13 protein-coding genes are annotated in these 17,124 nt (G+C 43.9%); 8 read left to right on the top strand and 5 right to left on the bottom strand.

Annotated elements, in window-relative coordinates; translation table 11 throughout:
* Together ACZZZC_RS19905 and ACZZZC_RS19900 are read left to right on the top strand one after the other, a co-directional pair.
* Positions 1 to 3,174 (top strand): SusC/RagA family TonB-linked outer membrane protein, encoded by a 3,174-nt coding sequence (locus ACZZZC_RS19905; protein ID WP_463488012.1) that lies wholly within the window; start codon positions 1 to 3, stop codon positions 3,172 to 3,174.
* A gap of 16 nt (positions 3,175 to 3,190) precedes the next feature.
* The gene (locus ACZZZC_RS19900) at positions 3,191 to 4,546 is read left to right on the top strand and encodes a RagB/SusD family nutrient uptake outer membrane protein (protein WP_463488011.1); all 1,356 of its coding nucleotides are present in this window, start codon (positions 3,191 to 3,193) and stop codon (positions 4,544 to 4,546) included.
* Between the two features lie 38 nt (positions 4,547 to 4,584).
* On the opposite strand, the gene ACZZZC_RS19895 is transcribed toward ACZZZC_RS19900, so the two are convergent.
* The 3 genes from ACZZZC_RS19895 to ACZZZC_RS19885 form a co-directional block, all read right to left on the bottom strand.
* Positions 4,585 to 4,935: a hypothetical protein gene (locus ACZZZC_RS19895; protein ID WP_463488010.1), complete on the bottom strand. Its 351-nt coding sequence runs from the start codon at positions 4,933 to 4,935 to the stop codon at positions 4,585 to 4,587.
* Between the two features lie 218 nt (positions 4,936 to 5,153).
* Entirely contained in the window at positions 5,154 to 5,699 is a 546-nt protein-coding gene (locus ACZZZC_RS19890; protein WP_463488009.1) for a cyclic nucleotide-binding domain-containing protein, read from the bottom strand.
* Positions 5,700 to 5,795: 96 nt separating this feature from the next.
* Entirely contained in the window at positions 5,796 to 6,188 is a 393-nt protein-coding gene (locus tag ACZZZC_RS19885) for a hypothetical protein (RefSeq protein ID WP_463488008.1), read from the bottom strand.
* Between the two features lie 209 nt (positions 6,189 to 6,397).
* On the opposite strand from ACZZZC_RS19885, the gene ACZZZC_RS19880 reads away from it, so the two are divergent.
* Complete coding sequence (locus tag ACZZZC_RS19880) at positions 6,398 to 7,234, top strand: LytTR family transcriptional regulator DNA-binding domain-containing protein (RefSeq protein WP_463488007.1); 837 nt, start codon at positions 6,398 to 6,400, stop codon at positions 7,232 to 7,234.
* Here the strand turns inward: ACZZZC_RS19880 and ACZZZC_RS19875 are convergent.
* Together ACZZZC_RS19875 and ACZZZC_RS19870 are read right to left on the bottom strand one after the other, a co-directional pair.
* Positions 7,231 to 8,403, bottom strand: coding sequence for a hypothetical protein (locus ACZZZC_RS19875; protein ID WP_463488006.1), 1,173 nt, complete (start codon positions 8,401 to 8,403; stop codon positions 7,231 to 7,233). The two genes, ACZZZC_RS19880 and ACZZZC_RS19875, sit on opposite strands and share 4 nt — an antisense overlap.
* On the bottom strand, positions 8,400 to 9,038 hold the full coding sequence (locus ACZZZC_RS19870) for a DUF6266 family protein (protein ID WP_463488005.1): 639 nt from the start codon (positions 9,036 to 9,038) through the stop codon (positions 8,400 to 8,402). The genes ACZZZC_RS19875 and ACZZZC_RS19870 overlap by 4 nt, the downstream gene beginning before the upstream one ends.
* A gap of 513 nt (positions 9,039 to 9,551) precedes the next feature.
* Here ACZZZC_RS19870 and ACZZZC_RS19865 point away from each other — a divergent pair.
* From ACZZZC_RS19865 to ACZZZC_RS19845, 5 genes are all read left to right on the top strand, one after another.
* Positions 9,552 to 10,199 carry a DUF6266 family protein gene (locus tag ACZZZC_RS19865; RefSeq protein WP_463488004.1) on the top strand — a complete coding sequence of 216 codons (648 nt, stop codon included), beginning with the start codon at positions 9,552 to 9,554 and terminating at the stop codon, positions 10,197 to 10,199.
* A gap of 70 nt (positions 10,200 to 10,269) precedes the next feature.
* Complete coding sequence (locus ACZZZC_RS19860; protein WP_463488003.1) at positions 10,270 to 10,638, top strand: hypothetical protein; 369 nt, start codon at positions 10,270 to 10,272, stop codon at positions 10,636 to 10,638.
* Positions 10,557 to 11,177 carry a C40 family peptidase gene (locus tag ACZZZC_RS19855; RefSeq protein WP_463488002.1) on the top strand — a complete coding sequence of 207 codons (621 nt, stop codon included), beginning with the start codon at positions 10,557 to 10,559 and terminating at the stop codon, positions 11,175 to 11,177. The genes ACZZZC_RS19860 and ACZZZC_RS19855 overlap by 82 nt, the downstream gene beginning before the upstream one ends.
* Positions 11,174 to 11,629, top strand: a complete 456-nt coding sequence (locus tag ACZZZC_RS19850; RefSeq protein WP_463488001.1) for a hypothetical protein — start codon at positions 11,174 to 11,176, stop codon at positions 11,627 to 11,629. The genes ACZZZC_RS19855 and ACZZZC_RS19850 overlap by 4 nt, the downstream gene beginning before the upstream one ends.
* A 430-nt stretch (positions 11,630 to 12,059) precedes the next feature.
* A complete protein-coding gene (locus ACZZZC_RS19845; protein ID WP_463488000.1) occupies positions 12,060 to 17,054 on the top strand; it encodes a hypothetical protein in 4,995 nt (1,664 codons plus the stop codon).
* Positions 17,055 to 17,124 lie beyond the last annotated feature (70 nt).

The following is a 17,124-nucleotide window of genomic DNA, read 5'->3' as shown; positions in this document are numbered from 1 at the left end:
ATGAAATGGATTATTACGATTTTTATTTTGGGTATTGTTTTAAGTTTACGTGCGCAAGAGCTTACAGGCAAGATTACCAATGAACAAGGACTACCAATTGCTAATGTGAACGTTAGTATCGCAAATGTGCCTCAAAAAACCTTCAGTTTAATAGGTGGGATTTTTAAGATTAATGTTGTTGCGGGTAAGTACCAGATTAATTTCAGTCATACCGGTTATGTGAATTACGATACTTTAATTACTGTTCCACAAAAAGCTGCAATTCAAATTATCCTAAAAAGATCCGTTAAACAACTGGATGAAGTACAGGTAAGCACGGGCTACCAAAAAATTGACAGGCGCCGGGCCTCGGGTTCTTTCTACAAGGTACCGCAAGAGCAGTTGGAGCAAAGTGTTAAACCTGATATACTGGGAAGGCTCGAAAATATCACCAGCAGTTTGCAGGTAGACAAGCGTGCGGGCGACGGCACCACCTACCAGATCAGGGGCTTGGGTACGTTGGATCTGAATAGTCGAATGCCCCTGATTGTGCTAGACAATTTCCCTTATGAAGGGAATATCAATAACATTAACCCCAACGATATTGAGAGTGTAACGGTTTTGAAGGACGCTGCTGCAAGTGCCATTTGGGGAGCGAAGGCGGGCAATGGTGTAATTGTTTTAACCAGCAAAAATGCCAACGTAGGAGAAGCTTTGCGTATAGATTTTAATGGAAGTTTAAATATTCAGGCCAAGCCAGATTTATTCAGCGCCAATCAGTTAAGCCCATCAGCTACCGTTGATCTGGAAAGTATGTTGTTTGCACAGGGTTATTACGATAACCGGTTTAACGATCCTTTTTACCCGCTAATCCCAGAAGCAGCTAACATTTTAAATGATCAGCGACTAGGTAACCTGACAGAGGCAGCCGCTCAGACAGAATTAGCCAGGCTGCGCCAGCAGGATGTTCGGTATGATATGCTGGAATATTTATATCAGCCGGCAGTTAGCCAGCAATATGCCTTAAGTATCGCTGGCAATACAGGCGCACTTGCTTATCGGCTATCGGGTGGGGCCGATCGCAGTTTAAGTAATCTGGTAGGGAACAGCAGCCAGCGTTATACCTTTCGGACAGACAATACCATTTCATTATCACGCAAGTGGAAGTTTATGGCCGGCCTGCTATTAACCACGGCTAAAACAAAAAACAACAGTGTGGGTGGATATGGTGGCTTTCAGGGAAGCGAGGGTGGGCTCTCTACTTACAGCAGGTTAGTGGATGAAGCCGGAAATGCTTTACCTGCCGACTGGTTTTACAATAAAAGCTTTACCGACACCGTTGGAGGCGGCCGTTTACTCGACTGGAAATATCGGCCATTGGATGAATTGGCCAACAGCAATCGCGAAACGGACCTTTTTGATTTAATTGTCAACCTGGGGAATACGTACAAGATCACTAAATGGTTAAGTGCCGATATAAAATACCAGTATCAGCGGGGCGAACAACAATCACCCCAATTTAATGGCATGGCCACGTATTATACCCGCGACCTTATTAATAGTTTTACCATTTTAAATCCAGGTAGCACAACCTACAATTTACCTAAAGGCGGTATTTATAGAAATACCATTTCGCATCGCGAAGGTTATTCGCTGCGGGCACAGTTGAATATCGATCACCGCTGGGGGAACCATGAGGTTGATGCCATTTTGGGCGGCGAGCGAAGGCAGAACCAGTTGAGGACAGATAACCTAATGCTTTATGGTTATGACCCTGAAACGCTCAATAGCATTGCGGTTGACAATAGTACTGCTTTCCCCAAGTATGGTAATCTCAATAGCGATTTCTATATTCCATCGGCAGGCTTACCATCAGAAATCTTAAATAGGTTTTTGTCTTTTTATGCCAATGCGGCCTATACCTACAAGAAAAAGTATACGCTAACCGGCAGCATTCGCAGAGATGCCTCCAATCTCTTTGGTGTGCGCACCAATCAACGCTGGGTACCGCTATGGTCAATGGGTGGCGTCTGGAAAATTGATGGGGAGCCGTTTTACCAAAATGAATGGCTGCCAACCTTAAGTATAAGGTTCTCTTATGGTTTTAGCGGAAATGTAAATACCAATACCTCAGCCTTGACACGCATTACTTATGGTGCTGCTGCCTCATCGCCGATTAATATTCCCTTTGTAACCGTTAACGCGCCGCCAAATCCAAATCTACGGTGGGAGCAAACCGAACAGCTTAACTTGGGGCTAGACTTTGGTCTTCGTAACCATTGGCTCAGCGGAAGTATTGATTTATTTTCGAAATATGCCTTCGATTTGATGAACAGTGTTAACCTGAATTCAACCTCGGGATTCACCAGTGCGAATCTAAATTCAGCAGCTATCAAGGCAAAGGGAACAGATTTGATAGTGAACAGCCAAAACATAAAGGGTACTTTCAATTGGCAAAGTAGTTTATTATTTAGCTATGTGAATTATAAAGTAACAGGCAGTCAAAATCCACCTAATACCAATGGGTTAACCAGTGATGGTGCGATTGTGTTTCCTGTAGTCGGTTATAATCCTTACGAAATAATCAGCTTTAAATGGGCAGGATTAGATCCGGCAAATGGTAATCCCCGTGGCTTTGTAAACGGGCAGATCAGCACTAATTATGATGCGATTTCGGTTAACCCCATCGCTGAACAGGTAGTTCACGGCGCTGGCGTCCCGCCTGTATTTGGTAACCTGCGCAATACTTTTGGCTGGAAAAATCTAAGCCTAACATTAAATGTACGTTATAAACTGGGCTATTATTTTCGACGTCCTTCCCTTAACTATGGGAGTCTTTACCAAAGCAGTAGTGGTTTGAGCGACTTTGAAAACCGATGGCAGAACCCAGGGGATGAAACAAACACAACTGTTCCATCAATGATTTATCCCGCAGATGGAATGCGTGACTATTTCTACACGCAATCGGAAGCTACGGTAGAGCGTGGCGATCATATCCGCCTGGAAGACGTTTATTTAAGTTATCAATGGAAACCTGCACACTTAAAATGGATCAGACAGGCCACATTTTACCTTTATGCCAATCAGTTAAACTTTATTCTTTGGCGGGCTAACGACCACAAAATCGACCCTGATGCCATTTATCAGTTGCGCAACCGAATGAATTTTGCGGCAGGAGTAAAAGCTGCTTTTTAAAATTAATAACACTATTATGAAAACAAAATACACATTAGCCATTGGCTTCCTTATTCTTTTAGGGATGCAGGTGGCCTGCAAAAAATATCTGGAAGAAAAGCCCAATAAAAGGATTTCAACGCCAGATCAATTCAGTGATCTGCAGGGGATATTAAACAATTACTTCAGCATGAACGGGCAATACCCTTCTTTAGGCGAAATCTGTGCGGATAATTATTACCTCACTGATGCGAGTTGGGCATCGGCCCCGGAAAAACAGCGTAATTTTTATATCTGGCAAAAATATGAGGATGTAAATATAGATTGGAGCATGCCCTACAAAGTTATCTTCAATACTAACCTGGTATTGGAAACACTGCCAGCATTAAAGCTCACGCCGCCACAATCCAATGAAGGCACAACGCTGAGAGGGCAGGCATTATTTTTAAGAGCCTATTATCATTTAAGCCTGGCGCAATTATTTGCACCAGCTTATCAGTTACAGGGTTCGAATGCTGTTGCAGGAATTCCTCTAAAGTTGAAAACCGACATTGAGGCTAAAATCGTGCGAAATACAGTGGCAGAAAACTATCAGCAGATTTTAATTGATGCACAAAATGCAGCAAGCCTCTTGCCCCCCGAAGCTACAGGAAAATATCTGGCAGCCAAACCTGCAGCATATGCATTGTTGTCGAGAATTCATTTATTGATGGGCAGCTACAATGAAGCCGGATTATACGCAGATTCGTGTTTAGCACTAAACTATAATTTAATAGATTACAACACAGTAAGCACTACAGCCACTATTCCTTTTTTGCAATATAATATGGAAGTGTTATACGATTGCCGAACACCTGTCCCTGGAATCCTGGTGCAAAGCCGGGCTAAGGTAGATCCTGTATTGTACGATGCTTATTCGCCAAATGATTTAAGGAAAATCATTTATTTCAAAAAAAATAGTGATGCGAGTTATGCTTTCAAAGGGAACTATACTGGTTTGAGTACTGCTGTAATATTTAGTGGCCTTGCGGTTGATGAGGTGCTGTTGAATAGGGCAGAGTGCAGGGTAAGGCAAAACCGCTTGGCTGAAGGTGCAAAAGATTTGAATACACTTCTAGCAAAGCGGTTTAAAACAGGTGCCTTTATTCCCTACACGTTCAATGATCAGGCAACTGCGTTAAAAATAGTTTTGCTTGAAAGAAGAAAGGAACTGGTTTTCAGAAACCTGAGGTGGGGAGATTTGCGAAGGTTAAATCAGTCTGTGGATACCGAAACAACATGGAGCAGAACCGTTAACAAAAAAGTGTATACCCTGAAACCAAATGATTTGAGGTACGTACTGCCGATTGATCGTATGGTAGTTCAGTTAAGTGATATCCAACAAAATCCATAAAATAAAAGCGGCGGTTTTTTTTACCCGCCGCTTTTATTTTAATTACGCATTTTAATTTCGGGTATTGCTGGCGCATCTGCTTGTTCTGATGCCCATAAGTTACTTTTTACATCATCAAACTCTGATACGTCTGGCTGAGAAGCTGGTCCATTGTCGGTATCCAGTAACACACCGCAAACATGTATTCCTGTGCTACAAGTGCTGGTTGCCCGTTCGTAGTTCGCAGGATTCTCAATTTGCGCCTGTGTATAAGTATTTAATTTATACTTATAAAAGTAAGTTACGCGTTTACTTTCTTCACCGGTTTTAGCCGTAAAAGCATTCATAATAATCATCAGGCCGAACCCCACCAGGGCTACAAGGCCTAAACTTAATTTTTTTAAATTCATCGTTTTAATTTTAGGTGTAAGGAAATCGCCAACATTTTACATCGGGCATTGGTCCAACCCGCTCTTTTGTTTTATTGGTTTTCAGGCACAGGAGAAGGCAAGATGATGGTTTAGGCGATTAATTCCATAACACTAAACTAGCTAGTATAGCGTGTTTCGTTCCTGTAGACAGGTCATCAAAAAAGCTGTTTCAAGTCAGTGCAGCAAGGTGCCTTTTACTAAAGCAATTTACTGTATTGCCTCACAAAGTGATCATAAGCTAAGTGTAGGTAATTGGCCATGTCTTTCTTTTTTACCATGGGGAGAATAAGCCGATGGGAATGGATAAACATCGAAATACGGGCGCCAGATACTTTTTCTTCCAGGAGCATTTGCCGGTAGGCGATACTGGTATCATACCTTTCGCTTAAACCATCATAAATCTGTTGAAGTTCATTATATTGCTGATATAGCGATTGTAATTGCGCCCATTCCATTAGGTAAACTACACTTGGGAAACAGGCTTTAATAAAATTGGCCTCATTAAACTTTCGGGTAATCAGGAAATTCCCTTCCGGTATAAAGTTTATAATAGATGGCCTTTTACGCTGCCTTGCATCATATTCCTTGAGCAACCCGCTCACTAAGAAAGCTACCATACCTGCTTTTCTGATCAGGTTTTCATTTTCTTTTAGCTGTAATAATTGAGTTGCCCGAGCAATGCTTTCCCATGCAGCTGGCCTCAAAGGCCCTAAAGCCTGTAAGGCGATTTTAAGTTGTTGCATTTTTGCAGGTTTTCTGAAAATCATGTGAATAAAATAACCCTGTTGGGTATCGCCCACCAACAGGGTTTTTAGGGATGCCGAGCCAGTGAACCTGGTTTAGCTGTAAGTTACCGAAAGGAGTAAACTTCCACTTGCCTTAAAGTTCCCGTCAGAATCGGAACCGGCCTGAAGTTTACTTTTCGGCTCGAACAATTTATCACCAGGCTCGCCCGTCTCTTGGCTTGATTTTCCTCCGGTTTTACTCAGCTCAATAGCTAAGCGGTTCTCCACCGCATAACTGCATTGACTGGTCAGAAATTTAAGCAGCTGTGGGTTCAGCTGCATAAAAAAGACATACTGTTCTGCAGTGAGTTGAAAGTGTTGTAAAATCCATCCACTAAAATTGTTTTCGAGGGCTGCTACCTCAAGTGCAAGTTGTGCATCGTCCATGCTGTAAAGCGTCTGCGATAATTCTTGCAGGCCTGCTTCATCAAATAAAAATTTTCTCATTTTGGGTTAAGAAATTTAGGGTAGCCTGAATTGGCTGGTTTGAAATTAGGCTGATAATCCGTATCTTGGAAGTGATTATCAGCAAGACTTACCGAACGGTATGACAGAAATTTGCTGAACGGCAACATCCCCATTGTGCCCTACCACATCCCGCTTGATGAATTGTTAATTTTTAGGCGCTCCTTTTCGTGAAGAGAAACATTTCCCCTATGCTCAGTAGAACTTCCATTCTGCATCATGCTTTTATTCTGGTTATTGCATTGCTTGCAGGCCATTACATTGTGAGCCACAATACTGCTCTCAGCTGGTTTGCACTTCTAAAACGAGGGTATTACTATTGGTCGGTGTTACCGAGTATGTTCATTGCGGTTACACTGATGGAGTATGTATTCTGGATCACTAAAAGGCTAAATAAACAGGATGATGGATTTAAGATTAACAGGGAGCGGGTTAAAAACCAATTGATATTCGGTTTTGGGATTACCATGGGCTTGGAAGTATGCCTGGCGAGCCTGCTATTTTGCCTCAAAGGAGAGAGCATATTCAATGGTCCGTATTTCGCCAAACTTTTTTTACTGATTACCCTGTTTGTATTGCTGGTCAATTTATGTTATTGTATGTATTATGCCAAAATGGAGCTGGCGAAGCCGCAGCCGGCACCCGTGATTAACATCATTGAAAAAGTAAAATTTAAATACAAACAGTATAAACCCGAAGTAGTGCCCGAAACAACTTCGGTACTGCCAACAATGGGGATTGTCTATATAAAGCATAAAGCTCCCCTGGCTTACGATGCCAGGGGAGAGATGATTCCATGGTCATTTAACCTTACCGAAACCATAGAAATGATGCCTGCTGATGATTATTTTCAAATTGATAAAAAATGTATCATTTCACGGGCAGTGGTGAGAGAGACGGCACCACGAAAAGGCAATCGTCTGGATATCTACACCACTGTCGAATTTCCAATTAAATTGACTGTGAGCCGTCGTAAAACCAAAGATTTTAAAGATTGGCTCTATGGAAAAATGGAAGATCAAGCTTAGGTTTTGCCAAAATCAGCATCAATTTCCTTAATCATCCTGTTAAGCAAAACCCGCAAACCATTTGCTGTACTTTGCGTTACCTGCTTATACTTGGTTCCCAGGCTTTGGGCCGAAAGCAATTTATCACCGATACCTGCTGTTTGGAAATGTTGTGAAATAAATTCCAGCAGCTTAGAACGGGGATTGGCCTCAATAACTTCGCTTTGGCAAAACAATCTAACCAAATAGGCTAAACCATCTACTGATAAGTTCATTTTGACCCGGTAAGGCGTTACACCGGTTTGGGTGAAGTTGTTTACGGTTTGCTTCTGCGCTACAAAATCATGGTTGCGTTTATAATAGTTTAATTCTGCCGACACAAAGGCGATCAGCTGGCTTTTTACGCTAGGCCGTTCAGAACTATACCTGAAATTAATTTTTTCCTGTTGCGCCATTAACGATTTTTCGAAGAAACAAAGTTTCTCGTATTTCAAAGTCTCCTGGTACATTCGATCCAGGTCTTGGATCATCTGCTGTTTGCAAAAGGAAACAAAGGCATTTTCATTAAAGCTGAAGTAGATCAGATGTTCTAAAAGGAGTTCATCAAACTGAACATTGTTTATCTGGTTACAAAGCTTAATGATGGACTGCTGCAATTTACCGTGGTAGTGGAGCTGGTGGTAAGTCGCTTTAGTAAGGCGAACAAACCGTTCAAACGCAGCTGCTATAATGTATTGGAGATCGGGGATCACCTTCTTACGTTTTAATCCTGCTTTTAAAACATTGAGCTGATCTGCAATTTGTTTCTGCCTGCGAAGCAAATGTTGTTCGGGCGCATAAACATCCTGATCTACATGGTAACCATGTGCATCGAAAAGGTAATCAAGTACTTGCTCTAAACAGTTGCGGCTGAGCTGTTGTAGCGGGCTTACGAATTGATCCGAATTTTCATCGGGCAACAAGTCAAGTAAATGAATGCATTCGATCTGTGTATACCGGATGTGTCGTTTAATTAAATGGTCATTCCTTTTGCTCAGCACTAAAGCTTCTATTTCCAGCAGCAAGCTTTCTTTGAGCTGTAGCAATTGCGCTGCCGGGTTGTCCTGCATTAAGGTTTGCTGATCAGTGTCAGCAGTGGCCTGGATGTGCCTGATCACAAATTGGCGGAGAGAGTTTAGTTTATTTTTCATTGTATAACCCTCTTTCCTAAGTAAATCGTATCAGACAATAGTTTGCCGCTGAGTGCCATCATCACGATATATACATGTAATTCCTTATCATGAAATCTTTCATCGAGCAGGAAGGTATGCCGCCTTGCCGCCCTTTTGATGCCGCCAACAGTGCCATCTGTTTTTTGCAGTTCGGGGCAGTACACTACAATCATTAACTGATCATCAAAATTTGCATTTTTTTCCGCCTTAAAAACCCAGCTCAATTCCAGTACACCAGGGCTTGGATAGTTTATAACCGGCTGATGCAAGATGGCCAGATCTCCTTTGCTGAGCGCAAGCTGACTGAGATCAATCGTAAAATCGGGGCTTTCCCCCGATACTAACTTATAATTGGCCGTAAAACCTGCATTAATTTCGGTTTTTCCATCCGCGGCTTGCCTAAACCCATTGTTGATATAAGGGTGGAAGGGGGCGAGAAATTGATTTAAAAACTTAAACCTTTGCTGATTGGCCAGCTGCGCAGGACTGCGCTTTGCATTTTCATTTTGTTTTGGAGCTGTACGGAGGTATGGAATACCTTTCCATGTAGCACCTACTATAGGTCCCAATTTCCCTGAAATTGGACCTAAGATACCATGTCTAAATTTAGCCATAATGGGGATCGCTAATCTGTTATATTTGAACGGATGAGAAGCTATAGGCAAAACAATTGCTCATAGCCGGTTTAGCCATATAGTATTTGCCTTCGCTATCCATTTCCCCGAACGAAACCCGAACAAGATACGGAAGAGAGCCAAAGTAAGCTGGGATGTGCAATTACCCGCAAATCTGATGAATTCAGTTTTGCCAGCAGCATACACTTACCATACAACTATTGGGGCGATCCAATCCTTAAATATATCAGAAAACATTTAAGTTAACAAATCACAGCTGCAGTATTTAAAGTTTATATCGGTCCGAGCCCATATTTTTCCGAAATAATATTCAGATAAAAACACCATTGTGGGTATGTAGCGTAAGTTTATGCCTTTCCGTCCCGTACCCAGGGAACTGCCTGCTGGCAAACGTTTTTGGTCTTTTTGAACTGTTGCTTGGGAGAGTAATACCGGTCATTCTTTCCTAATTAGCAGCGAATAAACATTTATTCACTTAAACATTTAAACAAGATGGGTTTAATTAAATTAGGGATCCTTGGAGGATTCAGAAAGAAAACAGGAACAGTTGTCGGTGCTTACTGGCGTAGGCTCGATACCATTAGGGCGCTGCCAAGAAGCAGCGGCAAAGCGCCTACACAGGCACAGCTTAATCAGCAGGTCAAGTTTAAGGTGGTTACAGAATTTTTAAGCAATATCAGTCCGCTTATCGATGTAGGTTTTAAAACGGCAAACTCGACTCTTACGCCGATGAACCTGGCTGTAGCGTATCATCTGAAAGAGGCCATAACAGGAGTGGATCCAGTATTCGAACTTGATTTGAGTAAGGTAAAGTTTAGTGATGGAAAACTTGATTTACCATTGGAGATGACGGCTGTAGCAGTTGCAGGGAGTGTGATGTCAATCAGCTGGCCCCATACAGAACCTGACGACAAATTTGTAGATGGTACCGATATGCTCAATTTATTGGCTTATAACTTGGTAAAGCAGAAATTTATTAGGGTAGCACTAGCCGCCGCCCGCCTGGATACCAGTTACGAATTTCAGCTTCCGGCCAACTTCGCAGGTGATGAGGTGCATATTTATGCGGCCTTTAGTTCAGTAAAGAAGAAGCTGCTTAACTCTGACAGCACCTATCTCGGCGCAATCACTGCAGTTTAACATTCAAATTCACAATTGCCCCGAATCCGGTTTGAGGGGGAGGGGCAATCTTAAGCAAAAGTTAATCCACATGAAAACACTACTTATAAACAGCTATGCGCTGTTAAATTTTCGAAAAACACATTTCATCATGCCTTTAGCCATTTTAGTCCTCTGGTTTGCGCTCCCTAAACTATTAAGGTACCTGGCGCCAACGGCAGGCCTGATCGATGCCGGCATTATCCAGCTTGTGCTGTTAGGCTTCACCTGCTATTTTCTACTGCTGCTGCTCAGTTGGTGGTTGCTGAACCGCTCCTGGCAGCTGGCCGGTTTACCCAATACGAAACAAATGGTTTTACAATTTCAAACATTAATGTCATGGCAACAATTAGGATTTTACTGGGCATCTTTTGCCTTGCTACTTTTAGCTGGGGTGGGCGCATTGGCGGCAGTGCTTTAGCCAGTCGCGAGTCTTTAGTCCTGAATCGGGAAGCCGGCAGGTCATTTTTAATCCGAAGGCCGCAAAGCCTGCCACCCTTACTCACTGCCCTTCATGTGCTTGCTATTGCAAAAGCGCAAGTGGGTGTTAGGGAGGCTACTGGAAAGAATGATGGACATTTGGTAGAGCAATATCTGGCCTACACGGGCAATCAGAAAGGAGATCCCTGGTGCGCCGCATTTGTGAGTTGGGTATTTGGGCAAGCCGGAGCGAAGCAACCACGAACTGCCTGGAGCCCGGCATTATTTCCCTTCAGCCGAAAAACAAAACTCATCAAGCCAGCAACGGTGTTCGGTATTTATTTTCCGGAACTGAAAAGGTTTGCGCATTGTGGTTTCGTCGTGAAACAGAAAAGTAACTGGATCTATACGATAGAAGGTAATACCAATGTGTCGGGCAGTAGGGAAGGGGATGGCGTTTATGCTAAAATCAGGCATCGGCGAAACATTGCGGTTTACGCCAATTGGATTTCCGATGTGGAGAAGGGAGCTAGGCCATGAGATATTTATTGATTTTAGCTTTAATGCTATCTGGCTGTAATGCCTTGCAGAAGTCGAACACCACATTATCCTCCACCGAACAGACGGAGGTTAACCGGAAAGAAACTAAATTGCTTCAGTACTCGGAATGGAAGATCAAACATGATAGTGCTAACATAGAGAGCAGAATGGAGTTTTATCCGAAAGGAAAAATAAGCATCAGGCCCGATGGCAGGATTGAAGGAGAGATGAATAAAATGAGCATCTTCCGAAAAGAACAGAAGGCTATAAAGTCGAAGTCGAGCAAGCAGTTAAGCGTTCATCAGAATACCACAACGAGTAAAAAATCAAAAGCAAAATTGAAGCGTTTAGGTCGCCAGCAAATGAAGTTAGGCTTTAATTGGTTAATCTATCTTATCCCTATTGGATTGGTATTATTGATCTGCTGGCGAATATTTAAAACCATAAAATAATCAGGCATGGCTGGCGAAAGCTGGCCATTGCTTTTGATATTGATGAACGAAATTTTTGCGGGTGGTTGTATATTTTTGGCATGCAGGTTTATCTTGTAAAGCACTAATTTTAAGTGAATTTGTAAAGATCACTCGCCTACGAATGATCCAGAACTATTTAATGGATTTGGTGGGGATATATGGGCAAAATTATACTCAATAATAAATTATAGGGTAATTTTTTACCCGTTTTGTTTCAAGCTAAGATTCAATAATGTCCACTGGTCTTTCCCTTGACAAGTTTTATGTTTCTGGCTAATTATTTGAATGTGTGAAGCGTTGGCCAATTACTCTTGTGGATAAAAATTCTCAGCAAGTAATAATATTAGCATTTCCTAAGTCCCTGCTAATAAAATGTCCAAAATTGATCAAACAAACTAGATTTAATTAGATGAATAAACATTTACTCCTCAGTCTAACAGTTTTACTTTTAGGTACCACCACGGCTTTTGCACAGCAGAAGATAAAAGATGGTACCATTAATACTAGTAATCTGCCGAACAAAGATGCAATTCTTGAGTTGGAAAGCAACAATAAAGGCTTTTTGCACACCCGGGTCAATTTAATCCAAACTACAAATCCGGCGCCGCTCAGTGCGCATGTGGCGGGTATGATGGTATATAACCTTGCTACCGCGAATGATGTGGTACCTGGTATTTACTATAATGACGGTACAAAATGGGTTTTTGTGAGAAGCAGTAATGCAATCCTAGTAGAGAATCAACCGGGTAAAACCGGCTCACCAGGAATCCCTGGAACAGCAGGAGGCCCGGGAGCAGGCGTTACTATCGTAACCAATGATAGCGGAAGTTGGGTTTATAATCCAACAACCAATACATGGACGAATATTAATGGACTTAAAGGAGATAAAGGTGATCCAGGTGTAGTAGGTGTTCAGGGCTTGCTGGGTACTTCAGGTTCACCGGGTAAACCAGGTTCTGGTACTCCAGGTGCGCCGGGAGCGGGTACTACCATTGTAACTAACGACAGTGGTACTTGGGTTTATAATCCAACAACAAATACATGGACCAACATCAATGGTCCAAAAGGTGATCCAGGTGTAGTAGGTGTTCAGGGCTTGCCGGGTACTTCAGGTACACCGGGTAAACCAGGTTCTGGTACTCCAGGTGCTCCGGGAGCAGGCGTTACCATTGTAACTAACGACAGTGGAACATGGGTGTATAATCCAGCTACAAATACATGGACCAATATTAATGGTCCGAAAGGAGATAAAGGTGACAAGGGCGATCCAGGTGTAGTCGGTGTAGCAGGCTTGCCTGGAACAAGCGGTACCCCAGGTACGCCGGGTTCGGGTACTCCAGGTGCTCCAGGTGCAGGTACTACCATTGTAACTAACGACAGCGGAACATGGGTTTATAATCCAACCACGAATACATGGACCAATATCAATGGTCCAAAAGGAGATAAAGGTGATAAGGGCGACAAGGGTGATGCAGGAGTAGTGGGTGTTCAGGGCTTGCCAGGAACAAGTGGTACCCCAGGTACGCCGGGTTCGGGTACACCGGGTGCTCCGGGTGCGGGCGTTACGATTGTAACCAACGACAGTGGTACTTGGGTTTATAATCCAACCACAAATACATGGACAAACATCAATGGTCCAAAAGGAGATAAGGGTGATGCAGGAGTAGTAGGTGTTCAGGGCTTGCCAGGAACAAGTGGTACCCCAGGTACGCCGGGTTCGGGTACACCGGGTGCTCCGGGTGCGGGCGTTACGATTGTAACCAACGACAGCGGAACATGGGTTTATAATCCAACAACAGGAACATGGACAAATATTAACGGTCCAAAAGGAGATAAAGGTGATGCAGGAGTAGTGGGTGTTCAGGGCTTGCCAGGAACAAGCGGTACCCCAGGTACGCCGGGTTCGGGTACACCGGGTGCTCCGGGTGCGGGCGTTACGATTGTAACCAACGACAGCGGAACATGGGTTTATAATCCAACGACAGGAACATGGACAAACATCAATGGTCCAAAAGGAGATAAGGGTGATGCAGGAGTAGTAGGTGTTCAGGGCTTGCCAGGCACAAGCGGTACCCCAGGTACACCTGGTTCGGGTACACCGGGTGCTCCGGGTGCGGGCGTTACGATTGTAACCAACGATAGCGGAACATGGGTTTATAATCCAACAACAGGAACATGGACAAATATTAACGGTCCAAAAGGAGATAAAGGTGATGCAGGAGTAGTGGGTGTTCAGGGCTTGCCAGGAACAAGCGGTACCCCAGGTACACCGGGTTCGGGTACACCGGGTGCTCCGGGTGCGGGCGTTACGATTGTAACCAACGACAGCGGAACATGGGTTTATAATCCAACAACAGGAACATGGACAAACATCAATGGTCCAAAAGGAGATAAGGGTGATGCAGGAGTAGTAGGTGTTCAGGGCTTGCCAGGAACAAGCGGTACCCCAGGTACACCTGGTTCGGGTACACCGGGTGCTCCGGGTGCGGGCGTTACGATTGTAACCAACGACAGCGGAACATGGGTTTATAATCCAACAACAGGAACATGGACAAACATCAATGGTCCAAAAGGAGATAAAGGTGATGCAGGAGTAGTAGGTGTTCAGGGCTTGCCAGGAACGAGCGGTACCCCAGGTACACCGGGTTCGGGTACACCGGGTGCTCCGGGTGCGGGCGTTACGATTGTAACCAACGACAGCGGAACATGGGTTTATAATCCAACAACAGGAACATGGACAAACATCAATGGTCCAAAAGGAGATAAAGGTGATGCAGGAGTAGTAGGTGTTCAGGGCTTGCCAGGAACGAGCGGTACGCCAGGTACACCGGGTTCGGGTACACCGGGTGCTCCGGGTGCGGGCGTTACGATTGTAACCAACGACAGCGGAACATGGGTTTATAATCCAACAACAGGAACATGGACAAATATTAACGGTCCAAAAGGAGATAAAGGTGATGCAGGAGTAGTGGGTGTTCAGGGCTTGCCAGGAACAAGCGGTACCCCAGGTACGCCGGGTTCGGGTACACCGGGTGCTCCGGGTGCGGGCGTTACGATTGTAACCAACGATAGCGGAACATGGGTTTATAATCCAACAACAGGAACATGGACAAATATTAACGGTCCAAAAGGAGATAAGGGTGATGCAGGAGTAGTAGGTGTTCAGGGCTTGCCAGGAACAAGCGGTACCCCAGGTACACCTGGTTCGGGTACACCGGGTGCTCCGGGTGCGGGCGTTACGATTGTAACCAACGACAGCGGAACATGGGTTTATAATCCAACCACAGGAACATGGACAAATATCAATGGTCCAAAAGGAGATAAGGGTGATGCAGGAGTAGTGGGTGTTCAGGGCTTGCCAGGAACAAGTGGTACCCCAGGTACGCCGGGTTCGGGTACACCGGGTGCTCCGGGTGCGGGCGTTACGATTGTAACCAACGACAGCGGAACATGGGTTTATAATCCAACCACAAATACATGGACCAATATTAATGGTCCAAAAGGCGATACAGGAACACAAGGCCCAATTGGCTTAACGGGTCCTTCTGGTCCAGTTGGCCCAGCAGGTATCCAGGGTCCAATTGGTTTAACCGGTCCAAAAGGAGATACGGGAAGCCAGGGTCCAATTGGATTAACTGGTCCAGCGGGTGCTACCGGTGCTACTGGTTTACAAGGTCCAAAAGGCGATACCGGTACTGATGGTATCCAAGGTATTCAAGGTTTAAAAGGAGATACGGGAAGCCAAGGTCCAATTGGATTAACTGGTCCAGCGGGTGCAATAGGTTCTCAAGGGCCGGCAGGTATACAAGGACCGATTGGTCTAACCGGTCCAAAGGGAGATACAGGCAGTGATGGTCCAATAGGATTAACAGGTCCAGCTGGTGCAACAGGTGCACAAGGTCCGATTGGTTTAACCGGTCCAAAAGGAGATACGGGAAGTCAAGGTCCAATTGGATTAACGGGTGCTACCGGTGCTACTGGTTTACAAGGTCCAAAAGGCGATACCGGTACTGATGGTATCCAGGGTATCCAAGGATTAAAAGGAGATACGGGAAGCCAAGGTCCAATAGGTCCAACTGGTTTACAAGGTCTAGAAGGTCCAATGGGTGCACAAGGTCTAATGGGTCCAGACGGTGCACAAGGTCCACAAGGTATTCAAGGTCCAATTGGTTTACAAGGTCCAGAAGGTCCAATAGGTCCAAATGGTCCAAATGGTCCACAAGGTATAGAAGGTCCAGAAGGTCCAACTGGTCCTCAAGGTATCCAAGGTATTCAAGGTCCGAAAGGAGACACAGGTACTTTTGTAGCAACTGCTAATAATGGTTTGAATTTCTCAACACCTACAAATATTCAATTAGGAGGTGCATTAGTTGTACCAACAACCCTAACAACTAATGGTAGCAATACCTTAGCAATTGCAGGCTTACAACCTGGTGTAACTACAGGCGCTACACTTGATAAAATTGTAGTGGTAGACCAAACAACCGGTGTGCTAAAGCAGATAGATCAAGCGCAAGCTGATGTACGTGTAGTAGGCGTTGATAATCATGTTTCCCAAGATGCAGGTTTAGGAAGTAATGGTACAAGTTTAGGATCTGGAAGTGGAAATTTGGCTATTGGTAAAGGTATTTTAAATAGCTTTACAGCTGGGAATAGAAACATTGGTCTTGGTTCAAACGTCTTGAGTAGATTGGTGAGCGGAACTTCTAACATTGCGCTTGGTAGTGAATCGCTTAACGATTTGGAAAATGGAGGTAGCAATATTGTTATCGGTTATAGTTCTGGTGGGTACATAAACAATGCATCAAATAATATCATTATTGGAAATTTAATCGCGGGATTATCTGACGGTAACGGAATGTTGTTATCAGATTTGGTAAACATCAACAACAGTATTTATTCTACCAATAGCATAGGTAATGGTTTTGGGCGAACAGCATTGGGCACATTTTCTTACATTTCGGCAACAGATAATATGTTCAAAGAAACATTAAGTATAAATAGCGGTGGCATTTCGGTTAAGGAAATAAACACGGTAGCTTATGCTGGTAATGCTGCTGCAGACAGAATAGTGGTAGCGGACGCAACGGGCATATTAAAAACTATTCCGGCAATCAATACTTCGTTAAGTAACATCATTAAAATAACATCAGCTTATACCGCATCGGCTACCGATGTAACCATTTTAGCAAACGCAACATCAGCAGGTTTCACCTTAACCATTCCTGATGCTACGACTAGTATGGGTAGGATTTTAATTATTCGTAAGACTGACGAAACCAGCAATGTGCTTACTTTCAGTTCGCCGATCAAAATTTCGGAAACGACAAGTTTTAATACACTTAACATCAATACTACTATCCGTATACAAAGTGACGGATCAGATTGGTACAAAATAGACTAATTAGGCTTAGGGTAAGGGGCGGTGAGACGTAATTCTCACCGCCAGATCCTATAATATCTCATCTCGAAAT

This window comes from Pedobacter sp. AC212 (genome assembly GCF_979258625.1).
Note: the sequence above shows the minus strand (reverse complement) of the source record. Positions and strands in the feature narration are given on the sequence as shown.

Bases quoted from the DNA above. Each gene is read 5' to 3' on its own strand.
- ACZZZC_RS19905 (WP_463488012.1), top strand. From the start codon at position 1: ATGAAATGGATTATTACGATTTTTATTTTGGGTATTGTTTTAAGTTTA.
- ACZZZC_RS19900 (WP_463488011.1), top strand. From the start codon at position 3,191: ATGAAAACAAAATACACATTAGCCATTGGCTTCCTTATTCTTTTAGGG.
- ACZZZC_RS19895 (WP_463488010.1), bottom strand. From the start codon at position 4,935: ATGAATTTAAAAAAATTAAGTTTAGGCCTTGTAGCCCTGGTGGGGTTC.
- ACZZZC_RS19890 (WP_463488009.1), bottom strand. From the start codon at position 5,699: ATGCAACAACTTAAAATCGCCTTACAGGCTTTAGGGCCTTTGAGGCCA.
- ACZZZC_RS19885 (WP_463488008.1), bottom strand. From the start codon at position 6,188: ATGAGAAAATTTTTATTTGATGAAGCAGGCCTGCAAGAATTATCGCAG.
- ACZZZC_RS19880 (WP_463488007.1), top strand. From the start codon at position 6,398: ATGCTCAGTAGAACTTCCATTCTGCATCATGCTTTTATTCTGGTTATT.
- ACZZZC_RS19875 (WP_463488006.1), bottom strand. From the start codon at position 8,403: ATGAAAAATAAACTAAACTCTCTCCGCCAATTTGTGATCAGGCACATC.
- ACZZZC_RS19870 (WP_463488005.1), bottom strand. From the start codon at position 9,038: ATGGCTAAATTTAGACATGGTATCTTAGGTCCAATTTCAGGGAAATTG.
- ACZZZC_RS19865 (WP_463488004.1), top strand. From the start codon at position 9,552: ATGGGTTTAATTAAATTAGGGATCCTTGGAGGATTCAGAAAGAAAACA.
- ACZZZC_RS19860 (WP_463488003.1), top strand. From the start codon at position 10,270: ATGAAAACACTACTTATAAACAGCTATGCGCTGTTAAATTTTCGAAAA.
- ACZZZC_RS19855 (WP_463488002.1), top strand. From the start codon at position 10,557: ATGGCAACAATTAGGATTTTACTGGGCATCTTTTGCCTTGCTACTTTT.
- ACZZZC_RS19850 (WP_463488001.1), top strand. From the start codon at position 11,174: ATGAGATATTTATTGATTTTAGCTTTAATGCTATCTGGCTGTAATGCC.
- ACZZZC_RS19845 (WP_463488000.1), top strand. From the start codon at position 12,060: ATGAATAAACATTTACTCCTCAGTCTAACAGTTTTACTTTTAGGTACC.